The organism is uncultured Gimesia sp. (assembly GCF_937910335.1).
Lineage (GTDB): Bacteria > Planctomycetota > Planctomycetia > Planctomycetales > Planctomycetaceae > Gimesia.
In genome coordinates this window covers 1-13,023 of the sequence record NZ_CALEMX010000365.1, presented here as the reverse complement: position 1 = coordinate 13,023, position 13,023 = coordinate 1, and the positions used below count along the sequence as shown (strand labels likewise).

Annotated in this window: 7 protein-coding genes; 5 read left to right on the top strand and 2 right to left on the bottom strand. The window is 49.2% G+C overall.

Annotated features, from left to right (window positions below):
* From Q0668_RS14655 to Q0668_RS14645, 3 genes are all read left to right on the top strand, one after another.
* The coding region (locus Q0668_RS14655; protein WP_298865968.1) for a PQQ-binding-like beta-propeller repeat protein at positions 1 to 2,543 on the top strand (2,543 nt) is incomplete at its 5' end.
* An 81-nt stretch (positions 2,544 to 2,624) separates the two neighbouring features.
* Entirely contained in the window at positions 2,625 to 2,873 is a 249-nt protein-coding gene (locus tag Q0668_RS14650; protein WP_298865966.1) for a hypothetical protein, read from the top strand.
* A 501-nt stretch (positions 2,874 to 3,374) separates the two neighbouring features.
* Positions 3,375 to 4,436, top strand: coding sequence for a bifunctional transcriptional activator/DNA repair enzyme AdaA (locus Q0668_RS14645; protein ID WP_298865964.1), 1,062 nt, complete (start codon positions 3,375 to 3,377; stop codon positions 4,434 to 4,436).
* 205 nt (positions 4,437 to 4,641) lie between these two features.
* Here the strand turns inward: Q0668_RS14645 and Q0668_RS14640 are convergent, their stop codons facing one another.
* A complete protein-coding gene (locus tag Q0668_RS14640) occupies positions 4,642 to 6,756 on the bottom strand; it encodes a glutamine synthetase III (RefSeq protein WP_366918905.1) in 2,115 nt (704 codons plus the stop codon).
* Between the two features lie 938 nt (positions 6,757 to 7,694).
* On the opposite strand from Q0668_RS14640, the gene Q0668_RS14635 reads away from it, so the two are divergent.
* Together Q0668_RS14635 and Q0668_RS14630 are read left to right on the top strand one after the other, a co-directional pair.
* A complete protein-coding gene (locus tag Q0668_RS14635; protein ID WP_298865960.1) occupies positions 7,695 to 9,515 on the top strand; it encodes a PQQ-binding-like beta-propeller repeat protein in 1,821 nt (606 codons plus the stop codon).
* Between the two features lie 157 nt (positions 9,516 to 9,672).
* Positions 9,673 to 12,720 (top strand): PVC-type heme-binding CxxCH protein, encoded by a 3,048-nt coding sequence (locus Q0668_RS14630; protein ID WP_298865958.1) that lies wholly within the window; start codon positions 9,673 to 9,675, stop codon positions 12,718 to 12,720.
* Positions 12,721 to 12,813: 93 nt separating this feature from the next.
* Here the strand turns inward: Q0668_RS14630 and Q0668_RS14625 are convergent.
* A partial coding sequence (locus tag Q0668_RS14625) for a hypothetical protein (RefSeq protein ID WP_298865956.1) occupies positions 12,814 to 13,023 on the bottom strand: 210 nt, incomplete at its 5' end.

Genomic DNA, 13,023 nt, shown 5'->3' with positions numbered 1-13,023 from the left:
ATCGCACCAATGGTCCCGTCCGCTTTGCACCCGCTGTCTGGAAGAATTCGGTCTGTTTTGGATCCGATGATGGGTTTTTCTACTGTGTCGAACTGACGACAGGGAAATTGCGCTGGAAACATCGGGCAGTCCCCAGCGAACGACGTTTGCTTGGGAATCGACGTTTGATTTCTGTGTGGCCCGTTCGTGGAGGACCGGTGGTCGCAGAAGGCAAAGTCTATTTCGCTGCAGGTGTGTGGCCGTTCGAAGGAGTGTTCGTCTATGCGATGGATATTGAGACCGGTAACTTGATCTGGCGAAACGAGCGACTCGGATATCTGTTCGGTCAACAGCCACACAATACAACAGCCATCGGTGGATTGGCACCTCAAGGTTATCTAGTTGTCAATGACGACGAACTCATTGTACCCTGTTCGACGGCATATCCGGCTCGGTTAAATCGTAAGACTGGCAAGTTGATTGAATTCAAGCTTCCCACTGACGGCGGATTTCCTGGCGGATGGTTTGCCGCCCTTGATCCTGCGACAGCGAAAGCGATTCGCCGTGGAACATTGAGCTTCGATAAAGTCGTTAATAGCCAACGACACGAAGACAAAGTGCGTGAAGGCTTGGGAAAGAAAAGTATCAGTCGGGAGATTCATGCAGGCGATCGGTTGTTGAAATTCGATGATCAATTAAAGGGTGTTGAAGGCACGATTCAATCTATGATTGTCGCTGAGGGAAGACTTTTTGTTTCGTCACGCAATGGAACGCTCTACTGCTTTGAAGAAAAGAAGGGCAGCAAGTCGACGCCGGTGAAACATTGGAAAGAAAACATTTCGAAGCTGACAACATCTCCAGAGTCAACAAAATTCGCCAAAGCATTGGTCCGTGAATCAGCCGGACCGGAAGGCATTGCATTTGTCGTCGGCCTGGAAACGGGATCGTTAGTCAAATCCTTGCTAAAGGAATCAAACTATCACGTCATTGCCTTTGATGATCATCATGAGCGAGTCTATCAACTCCGTCGTGAGTTACAGCTTGCAGGTCTTTATGGAACCCGGGCTGCTGTGATTCAATGTGCCCTGAATAAAGTAGCGTTGCCCCCTTACCTTGCCAGTGTCATTGTTTCGGAAACGCCAGGCCGAATTATAGAATCCAGGAATACCCTCTTGCAATCACTCCGACCATTTGGCGGGATTGCTGTATTAGGAATTAAAGCAAAACCCGCACTTGCTGCTTCGTATGATTTGAAACCATTAAAACCGGGAAAGTTTGAGTTGGCGGAATTTGAATTGACGGAATTTGAACTGTCGAAGTTTGAGGAGCAAGCAATTGTCCGTCGAACAGGTCCATTGCCGGGCACCGCCGACTATCGGGGAAACTATCAACACGCCGAAGACACACTAGTAAAGTTTCCACTCGGAGTACTCTGGTTTGACGATACACTCTCGCACTTCAAACGCTCACCACAGCCACACTTCTTTGATGGAACCATGGTCTCCAGACCAAAAGACTGGAGTGGAATTCGGCTGCGAGGCGATTATTCGCTCGACTATCCGTTACTCCCTCTTGTTCTCTCAGATATCTACACCGGTCGCGTGTTGAAGGAAACGGAACAAACTGCACTACGAAATAAATTGGCAGCAAACCCAACCGGTCCTCAACCAAGTTACTATCACGCACCACACCAGAAGACAATGTTGCACCCTGATCCGCCCGTGGCAGGAGTACGCATCAACCCGCTGACTGGTTTAAAAGAACCACGCGTATTTCCGAAAATGTATGGCTGTGATGGCGGAGTCGATTACGGATTGTTCTATACATTAAGAAGCGGTACCGCTTCCTACTACGACAAAACACTGGAGAGCGGCACTGTCTTTATCAGTGGTCCGCGAAGTGGTTGCACAAACAGCATTATACCCTCAGGTGGATTATTAAATGTTCCGTATTTCTACGACGGCTGCACCTGCAGTTATCCGTTACCGGCGGGACTGTCGCTGGTCGCCATGCCTGAAAGTCACGAACAGTGGTCAGCCTGGGGCGATGACACAATCAAACCCGCATCCATCGAGCGCATTGGCTTGAACTTTGGCGCTCCCGGCGATCGAAAAACGCGAGCAGGAACGCTCTGGCTCGACTATCCCTCAGTCGGCGGCCCCTCTCCCAAGATTAAAGTCGTCACGAAACCGAAGAATCCAACGTACCGCTATCGGCACACAAACTGGATGCAGGCCGGCGATGCATGGCCGTGGGTGGCAGCCTCAACGGTGGAAGGACTCCAGGAACTGACACTGCATGACCTCCACCCGGGAGTTTACACCGTTAATCTCTATTTTGCTGAAGTCGACGACATTCAACCCGGAGAGCGAATACAGACGATTTATCTCCAGGGCCAGACCGTTCTCAGCGATTTCGACATCCTCGCTGAAGCAAAGCATCCAATGACGGGAATCAGGCGAGAGGTAAAGAACGTCGAAGTTGACGGCACCTTAACCATCACGCTGCAGGCGGTTAAAGGAAAATCACTCATCAGTGGGATTGAACTTATTAAGAAACCATAAAATACATGTGACGAGGCAACTGCTTCTTTTAGCTGAATGACAAGATAAACACAGACTCATGTCATCAAGGAGTATCTATATATGACCGCCCAAATTGACGACTTGTTTCGGCACAATGGAATCAATTTCTCGCTCTCAGGAATTAGTGAAGGCAAACTATTTGAACCCAGCCTATTCGGTCTGAATCCTAAAGGAACTTGTTCAGCTTGCTGGCGCGGCTATCAAGCGATCTTTGCTGTTTCAGATTCACGCTTGGTCATGGATACGCTCCATGTGAGCCTCTTCACAGAAGAGGAAGGTTACAAAAAACAAGTAGGCCCCCCAAATTAATGGGGTGACGCCCACTGGCACAGATGGAGAACATGATTGGTTCAACAATCACTATGAGAGGCTTGATTACCACTTGAAATACTCTGGTGGTCTGTTACTTACTGATGGATTCATTCATGATCATTATTCCCATTATGGATTTCATCCAGCATGGAAATGCACAGTTGTGATTGAACTGATTTTTACGAACGGGATTCTTCAGCAAGAATATGATCGATCAGAGCTTTTTGTAGAGATTCGACAGAGAATGATTGAAGCTAGTAAAAGGTTGAGGGCGAAACGGGAGCAATTACAAGAGGAAGCACGTAATTATGCGGAACAATCAATTGGTCGAAAGTATCAAATCTAGCAATAGCAGAGGACAGATAGTAATGCTCTATCGAAAAAAATTCCCTGTCCGTTTCGCGGTTGCCGCTTGATTTTAAGCTGGTATGATTTTTGGAAATGGGTATCCGACTCCAGAAATCGGGCTTCTGAAAATTGAATCAAACTGAGACAACAATGAATGACACAGCCACATTACCCGACCAGGAAACAATGTACGAAGCACTGGTCCGCAGGGATACCAGCTTTGAGGGCGTTTTTTTCGCGGCCATCCGTACCACTGGAATCTTTTGTCGTCCCTCCTGTTCAGCCCGCAAACCGAAGCCCGAGAACGTCGAGTACTTCCCTGATACAAAGACCGCCATCGCAAATGGCTATCGGGCCTGCAAGATCTGTCATCCCATGCTGGATCTGGGAGCCACACCCGAATGGCTGCAACCATTGATGGAAGAAGTCGAGCAGGATGCCACCATCCGTTTGCAGGCAGAAGATTTAAAACAAAGGGGTCTCGATCCAGTGCGCGTCCGGCGCTGGTTTCAAAAATTGCATGGCATGACCTTTACATCATACCTGCGCATGCGGCGGATCAATCAGGCCTTCGGGCAGATTCGTCATAAAACGCCGGTGACAGATGCCGCATTTCAGAGTGGCTATGAATCACTCAGTGGCTTCGGCGATGGCTTCAAGAAAACACTAGGTAGCGCGCCCGCAAAAAGCAGCGATCAGCAAGTGATTACTGTAACCCGCCTCCTCACGCCGCTTGGCCCTATGTTAGCAGGTGCAACAGAGCAGGGGATCTGCCTGCTCGAATTCGCAGATCGTCCCATGCTGGAAACACAACTTAACCGTTTGCACAAACGGATGAATGCCAAAACGCTGCCGGGTGACAGTCCGTTCTTCGCTCAGCTAGATAAGCAGCTGGAAGATTATTTTGCAGGAAAACGAACCGACTTCGATCTCCCGCTAATCACTCCCGGAACCGAGTTTCAACAAAAAGTCTGGGCAGCATTACGAACCATTCCATTCGGAATAACTCGCTCATACGCCGAGCAGGCAAAAAGCATCGGCCAGCCAACCGCAGTGCGAGCGGTCGCTCGCGCCAACGGCGATAACCGTATCTCGATTCTCATCCCCTGCCACCGCGTCATCGGTGCAGACGGAAAACTAACAGGTTACGGCGGCGGATTGTGGCGGAAAAAACGGTTGCTGGAGATTGAGGGTTGTGGTTCGCAACTGTAATTCAATCAAGGAAAGCGCCGAACCGCTCAGAAATGTTTTATGATGAGTACATCCTGCCATTGCCGCAGTGGTTTTGATAGAACTCATCTAATTGACCTCACCGGATCAATACATTTTATCAATAATCAAACAGGAACAGAGCCGACCCAGATATCGTTTCCAGGTCGGCTCAGATTCCTATAGCCCGAGTTATTGAGCATGTTTGTTACTTGATAAACAACATTTCCTGATAGGTAGGCAGAGGCCAATGGTCGTCTGCCACAATTCCTTCCAGTTCATCCGCAACAGCGCGGACTTTATTCATCAATGGCAGGATCACGTTGCAGCAATGACTTGCCTCAGCAACCATATCGTCCGACTCACATTCCGTCGCCGCCAGTTCTAATTCTCCAATACTGTCTTGAAGAGTTTTGACCAATTCGGTCATATGGTCCAGAGTCAGGGTGTCGAAATCGTAACCCAGCATTTTCAAGTTGGCACAATTGGAAACCAGCTCGCTTTGGTATCGAATAGCAGCCGGGAAGATCATCGTTTTTGCCATCTTAATCGTCAAGTTCAGTTCGACACTGATCGACATGACATACTGCTCAAGGTAGATTTCATGACGGCTCGCCAATTCGCGTTCCGATAGAACTTCAAACTTGGTAAACAGTTCTTTGACTTCAGGAGTTTCCAGAGCCGGCAGAGCGTCAACGGTTGTTTTGAGATTCAACAGGCCGCGTTTGGCTGCTTCTGCATGCCACTCATCGCTATAACCATCACCATTGAAGACTACGGCCCCATGCTCGTTCATGATTTCTGTGAGCAGTTTCTGCAATTCCGAGTGCAGTTTGTCTGGATCGCCGCCGGTTGCTTCTTCCAGTCGTGTCGCACAGAACTCCAGTGAATCAGCGACGATGGTATTCATCGCCACCAATGGTCCCGCAATCGATTGATTCGAACCAACGGCTCGGAATTCAAATCGATTTCCAGTGAAGGCAAACGGACTGGTCCGGTTTCGGTCTCCAGCATCTTTTGGAAGTGGTGGCAAGACATCAGCGCCCACCGTCAGTGTTCCCCTTGGAATCGAAGAATTCGCGCCACCCGTTTTAATCTGTTCAAAAACGTCCGTGAGTTGGTCGCCCAGGAAGATGGAGATGATCGCCGGCGGTGCTTCATTAGCTCCCAGACGATGATCATTACCGGCTGACGCGACAACGGATCGCAGTAAGCCTTGATATTTATGAACTGCTCGAATGACGGCAGCGCAAAACAGCAGGAATTGGGCATTTTCATGTGGTGTATCGCCCGGATCGAGCAGGTTGCCCTGAGAGGCACTTCCCATCGACCAGTTCACATGCTTACCGGAACCATTCAAATTAGCGAATGGTTTTTCGTGTGTCAGACAGACCATGCCATGTTTCTCAGCGGTACGTCGCAGTGTTGTCATCAGCAACTGCTGATGGTCGGTCGCGATGTTGGCCGATTCAAACAGAGGCGCGATTTCAAACTGCCCCGGTGCCACTTCGTTGTGTCGCGTTTTGATGGGGATTCCCAGTTTGAACAGTTCACGCTCTGCTTCAAACATGAACGCCAGCACGCGATCAGGAATCGCACCAAAATAATGGTCATCAAATTCCTGCCCTTTAGGCGGTTTTGCACCGAACAGCGTACGACCCGCATTCAGCAAGTCAGGACGTGCATAATAGAAATTACGATCCACCAGAAAGTATTCTTGCTCGGGACCAGCGGTAGACGAAACCAGGTTACCGTCTGCATGCCCAAATAAATTCAAGATTCGCTGAGCTTGAACGTTCAACGCCTGCATGGAACGCAGCACGGGTGTTTTTTTATCGAGGGCTTCTCCCGTCCAGGATACAAAGGCCGTCGGAATGCAAAGCGTGACTCCGTTGGAATTTTCCAGAATATAAGCTGAGCTGGTAACATCCCAGATGGTATAACCGCGTGCTTCAAACGTGGCACGAATTCCACCGGTAGGGAAGCTGGAACCATCGGGTTCACCCTGAATCAGTTGAGAACCGCTGAACTCTGCAATGGCACCACCATCACCATCGGGTGTGAGGAAGCTGTCATGCTTTTCAGCTGTAGAACCGGTCAATGGATAAAAAACATGGGCATAGTGTGTGGCCCCTTTTTCAATGGCCCAGTCTTTGATAGCAGAGGCTACAACGTCGGCCGTGGAGCAATCCAGCTTTTCACCCTCTTCAATTGTCCGAATCAGTCTCTTGTAGATTTCTTTCGGCAATCGTTTCTTCATGACTTTCGTAGAAAATACATTGGCGTTGAAGAGATCGCCTGTAGGGATTTCCTGAAAATTCATGGGTGGATGGCTGGATTGATAGCCGGTCACTGCCGCGACGGCCGAGGCACGTGCGGAACCGTTGTTCGCTTTGCTGCCATTGCTGGCACCAGGATACGTTGTAGATGAACTCTGCTGAATTTCTGTATTCACTGTTTTGACCTTTTCATTGAGCGATAATAATACTGACAAAACTGATGTTACTCTTATACCTCCACGAAGCAACAGACTTTTGATCAATGAAAATCAAGAGTCCTCTCGTGAGAAATCCACTCGTTATTTTTAGAATCGACTTTGAAGACAGGCTGAATTGATGATTCAGATCTAACGTCGGCTCATCCCAAATTACTCAGAATACCCTGAAATTCAAAGGAGGAGAGATGATTGTGCAGAATATGTGCCAAAAAAGTGCTGTTCACTGAAAACCATGACTTCGTCTGACGACTCCAAAATCCGTGGCGAAAAATTGTGTGAGTGCAGTGAGAAAAACCTGATAAATAGTCTGATTTACAGCCATTATTAATGTTTTTCAACCCCCGTTTATCAATGGCTCTCATCGCCGGAAATTTCACGATTTTTCCTGTAGTGAACAAGGACATGCATGAGATCTGTCTGGTTTGCTGAAAATGCCCGCATTTTGTGCCTGAAAATGTAGCAAGAATGCAGGCAGTCTCTCATGTGGCACTATGATCAGAAATGGTGAGGGGGAAATTCCAGGTGTCCGAAACGAATTCCATCCCGGCTCAAGCTTGCAAATTTGTATGGGGATGACTTCTTACGGTTCGCCCGATGGTCAGTTCGAAGCGGATCTTGATAGATCAATCTCACGTTCTAGAATGATCGCAAGAACGCGTACTGAATGGGCCTCTGATCAGAGATGCCTTATACTAATCAAATTGCAAAAACATCGGAATCTTTGAATACATTGAATTTGAAAACATTGAAATCGAGAATCAAACATGCCAGAGATGAAACAACCAGAGGCTGAGCAACCCGGTGAATCAAATACAGACGAGGCAGAAACCTCTGCCGGCAAGTTGCAGCCGTTACGCATCTGGCCTCCTGTTTTGTTACTGATTGGTATGCTGGTCACACGCTTCTTACCACAATTAATCGAAACGGATTCCCGTTTACCAATTATGGCGACAATCTTCGGCCCGCTTCTCCTTGGTGGTCTGATCCTATTATGGTGGCTGTTTGCCAGTCGCGCCAGTGTGAAAGAAAAACTGATCGGAGCTGCCATTGTGATCGCTGCTGCCGCTGCAACAGTGGCATCCCTTGATCCCACGATGATGGGGCCGGATTCCACGATGTTAGGTCCGGGTATCATGCTCATTACCGCCCCAATGGGTTTCGGCCTGTTTGGTATTTCCGCGGTTCTGGTTTCAAGATGGCTTTCATTGAAGAGAACTGTCATTATCGTGTTGTGTTCGGTACTCGGATTTGGTTTTTCCACCTTGCTGCGCAGCAACGGCATGTGGGGCGACTTCAATTTGGATCTGGCTTGGCGTTGGGTCCCGAGTGCCGAAGACCGAATGTTGGCAGATGACAGCAGGCAGCCCAGGATTGATCTTCAGAAACGATCTAATTCTGAACTGGAACAGAGTCTGCTTGATCCCGAATGGCCTGCGTTTCGCGGTAGCCAGCGTGATGGAAGCCTGAGTGGCGTGTCTCTTTCACCCGACTGGGATGATACTGTGAAGACACCACTTTGGAAGATCCCGGTGGGACCCGGCTGGTCGTCGTTTGTCGTAGCCGGTGACCTGCTCTTCACACAGGAACAACGTGGAGAGAGTGAAGCGATTGTCTGTTACGATGCCAATTCCGGGGGAGAAGTCTGGATCCAGGAAATTACCTCACGCTTTTATGATCCTTTGGGAGGCCCTGGCCCCCGGGCGACTCCGACGCTTGGCGAAGGTCAACTGTTTGTCATTGGCGCCAACGGTCACGTCCTGCGGCTCGATCCCAAAACGGGTTCGATTGTCTGGAAGCAGGATCTTCGTGAAGTCGCAGAACGAGAACCACCCGGCTGGGGCTTCAGCTCTTCGCCGCTCGTCGTGGATTCACTGGTAGTGGTGCACGCAGGTGGAAAAGCAGAGAAAGGGCTTCTCGCCTTTGATACCGAAACAGGCGAAGTAAAATGGTCCGCGCCTGCCGGCGATCATTCTTATAGCTCTCCAACGTTGATGACCATCGCCGGACAAAAAGTGATTGCCATGCTGACCAATAAAGAGCTCAATCTGCTCAATCCAATTGACGGAAAAGTCTTACTCAATTACAAGAATGAGATCGAAGGCTACCGCGCTTTACAACCACAACAACTTGAAGATGACTCGATCCTGATTGCATCCGGCATGGGGAAAGGCATTCAAAAAATTCACGTGACAAACACGAACGGCCAATGGGAAGCAGAGCAAGTCTGGGATTCCCCAAGATTGAAACCGGACTTTAACGACTACGTGGTTTATCAAGGCCACGCCTACGGATTTGACAGCACGATTTTTGTCTGCTTCGATCTCAAAGATGGCAAGCGCAAATGGAAAGGGGGCCGCTACGGAAAAGGCCAGGTTCTGTTATTGAGCGACTCCGGGCAATTGTTGGTCATCAGCGAGCAAGGCGATGTCGTGTTGCTCAAAGCAGATCCGAATGGCCATACCGAACTCGCAAAGTTTCACGCCATCGAAGGCAAAACCTGGAATCATCCGGTCTTAATCGGCGATCAATTATTCGTGCGCAATTCAGAAGAAGCCGCCTCATTTCGTCTACCCTTGGCAAAATAATAGATGTGTTGTCAGGAATAAAACTTACTTCTAAACCATCGAGTTAATCCAATAATAATTCTGACACTGGACATCAGCGGTATCCTCGGGCGATAATATTCTTTCCCGCCGTTTTAGACTTTTACAAGCCCGAACCGTTTTCCAGAAAAAGAATTTCATGCCCGCAAATAAATTTCGCTTGTCGGTTATTGTTGGTTTGTTCGGATTATCAATCCTGTGTTGCAGTGTTGCTAACGCGGATGGACTTCCGCCTGCTGAAACGGTCAAGAAGTTTAAGTTACCCGAGGGGCTTGATATCAGTCTCGCAGTGAGTGAACCGCAGGTAGCACAGCCGCTATCGATTAGTTTTGACGACCGCGGACGAATGTGGGTGCTGCAATATTTACAGTATCCGATTCCGAACGGATTGAAAGCGGTCAAAGTCGACCAATACCTGCGGACCCAATACGATAAAATGCCCGCCCCTCCACCAAAAGGCCCGAAGGGGGCAGACCGAATCACGATTTTCGAAGATACCGATGGTGACGGACGAGTCGATCATTCAAAGGACTTCATCTCAGACCTGAATCTCGCTTCAGGATTCGCCATCGGGCACGGCGGTCTGTTTGTGGCTCAACCTCCTTACTTGCTGTTCTATCCTGATCGCAACCAGGATGACGTTCCCGATTCCGATCCCGAAGTCTTACTCACCGGCTTTGGAATGGAAGACGCGCACGCCTTCGCAAACTCATTAACATGGGGACCAGATGGCTGGTTGTATGGAGTGCAGGGTAGTACCGTAACCGCTAACATTCGAGGCATCGGTTTCCAACAGGGAGCCTGGCGCTATCATCCGCTTACAAAAAAGTTCGAATTATTCGCCGAAGGGGGCGGCAATTCCTGGGGCATCGACTTTGACCGTTTGGGAAATCTGTTCGCCGCCGGCAACACCGTCGAACCGATGTGCCATCATGTGCAGGGAGCCTATTATGTCAAAGGTTTTGGAAAACATGGGCCGCTCCACAATCCGCATACTTACGGATACTTTCAACCGGTGAAACATCACGGCTATGCAGGAGACAGTTTGACCGGTGGCTTCGTACTTTATCAGGGCGGGGTATTTCCCAAACGTTTTAACAACCAATGCATCGCCCCCAATATTCGACACAGCGCCATGCGCTGGAACACGGTCGAAACGCGCGGCTCCACTTTCGCAACCCGAGCAGCCGGCGACTTCATCACCACGAAAGATCTCTGGTTTCGCCCCGTTGATTCCACCGTGGGTCCGGACGGTGCTCTCTATGTTGCTGACTGGTACGATAACTTCATCGCCCATTCGACTAAAGAAGGCGATGCTAAGAAATGGTATATTCCACATAGGGAAGATGGCCGCATCTGGCGCGTCGCTCCCTCCACAGTCAAACCGATTCGCAGCGATGCATTTAATCTGAGCAAGTTATCCAGCGACAAATTAGTCGATTTAATGATTCAACATGCTTCAGAATCCAAGGGCAACATCTGGTACGCGCGGCAGGCACGCCGCATACTGGCAGAACGTCGGGATCAATCGATCCTGCCTCGACTGGAAAAAATCGCTCTCTCCAGCGATAACCAGCATCTCGCGTTGCAGGCCTTATGGGGGCTCTATGTCAGCGGAGGAGTGAACGATGTTGTTGCTCTCAAACTATTGAACAGTCCACACGAATACGTCCGCGCATGGACCGTCCGCTTGCTCGGAGATCAAATTCATAAAACGAAATTTATCACTGAAGACACAGCGAAAAACGAAATCCTCTTTGGGTCAGTCTTCGAACTGCTCGCACGCAGCGATACAAGTACGATCGTCCGCAGCCAGTTAGCCTCTACGGCCAAACGCCTGCCGGGCAGACAGGCACTCCACATTGCAAACGAACTCTTGCAGCATCACACAGATCTGACCGACCCCTTCCTGCCGTTACTCATCTGGTGGGCCATTGAAGACAAAGCCGTTTCGCATCAGGATCAAGTATTGGAGTTGGTTAAAAATCCATCTGCATGGCAACTACCAATGATAAAGCAGCAAATCATCGAACGATTGGCCCGACGTTATGCGGCTGAAGAAAGCGAACAGGGTTTCACAGCCTGTGCCCAACTGATGAAGTTGGCTCCCACATCAAGTGATGTCGATCTGGTACTCTCCGGAATCAATCAGGCGTTCGCCGGTCGAAGCTTAAAAACGGTTCCGCCACCGCTGGCAAAACCGCTCGCTTTACTGGTAAAGCAACGGGGCAGCGAACCATCCATTATCAAACTGGCTGTGCGTATGGGAAGCCGTGAAGCCCTGCAGACCGCCTTGACGATGATCAATGAAAAAAGTGCATCCACTGATTCAAAACAGGCCACCGCCAATCGCATCGCTTTAATTGAAACAGCCGGTCAGTCCGGCAGCAGCGAATGCGTTCCCGTGTTCTTGAATCTGTTAAAGCAGCAGAAACCCAAGGCCGTTCAGATTGCCACACTCTCGGTATTACAACGCTTTGACCAACCGGAAATTGCAAACGATGTTCTCAGCATCTATGCGAAGTTACAACCCACGCTCAAGCCCGCAGCCATCGACCTGTTAGCGAGCCGTGCAGATTGGTCGGTTGCCTTACTCAATTCGGTAGATAAAAAATCAATTCCACCAACGGCAATCACAGTCGATCAATTGAGACAGATTCTATTACATCAGGACAAACAGGCGATCGCATTGATTACAAAACATTGGGGTAAAATCGCGCCTGCAACAGCTAAGGAAAAACGCCAGCGCATAGCAGCCATGCTGAAGTTACTTGCGAATAACACCGGCGACGCCACGCGCGGAAAACCAATCTTTGAGAAACATTGTGCCACCTGTCACAAACTCCACGGCAAAGGAAATCAGATTGGTCCCGACTTAACCGGAGCCGATCGTAAAAACCTGACCATCCTGATGTCCAACATTATCGATCCCTCCGCGATGATTCGCCAGCAGTACATTACACATGTCGTAGTGACCGCCAAAGGCCGTGTTTTGACCGGCTTAATGGCTGATTCGAATGCAAAAACCATCACCCTCCTCGACGCCAAAAACAATCGCATCATCCTGGAACGTGATGACATCGAACTGCTCAAAGAAGCACCCACCTCCCTGATGCCCGAAAAAATTCTGAAAGATTTCAGCGAGCAGCAAATCCAAGATCTGGTGCAGTATATTCAGAGTCATTAATCAGCGTTGATCGAATAGATTAACCTCACTACCGTTAATTCCATTTGCACATCGTATAAGGAATTCGCCCAAAATTAAAATCTCTTGACAAATTCAAGTCTTTCGAAATCGGCATTCCTCCAGGTTTTCAGGTGCAGAAAATTCCATCTTGACACCTTCAGACCGAATCCCATTATGCGTTTTTACGCGTCGCGCGCGAGATGCGTTTTTTGCACACTGCTTATTACGAACACTGAAGATCTCACTACTATAAACCGATATTTCCCATTTGGGTTGAGCCAGGAATCGATCCAGGCTCGAATC

What these genes read in the sequence shown, in the direction of transcription:
- Q0668_RS14650 (WP_298865966.1), top strand. Translation starts at nt 2,625, where the DNA reads ATGACCGCCCAAATTGACGACTTGTTTCGGCACAATGGAATCAATTTC.
- Q0668_RS14635 (WP_298865960.1), top strand. Translation starts at nt 7,695, where the DNA reads ATGCCAGAGATGAAACAACCAGAGGCTGAGCAACCCGGTGAATCAAAT.
- Q0668_RS14640 (WP_366918905.1), bottom strand. Translation starts at nt 6,756, where the DNA reads ATGAATTTTCAGGAAATCCCTACAGGCGATCTCTTCAACGCCAATGTA.
- Q0668_RS14630 (WP_298865958.1), top strand. Translation starts at nt 9,673, where the DNA reads ATGCCCGCAAATAAATTTCGCTTGTCGGTTATTGTTGGTTTGTTCGGA.
- Q0668_RS14645 (WP_298865964.1), top strand. Translation starts at nt 3,375, where the DNA reads ATGAATGACACAGCCACATTACCCGACCAGGAAACAATGTACGAAGCA.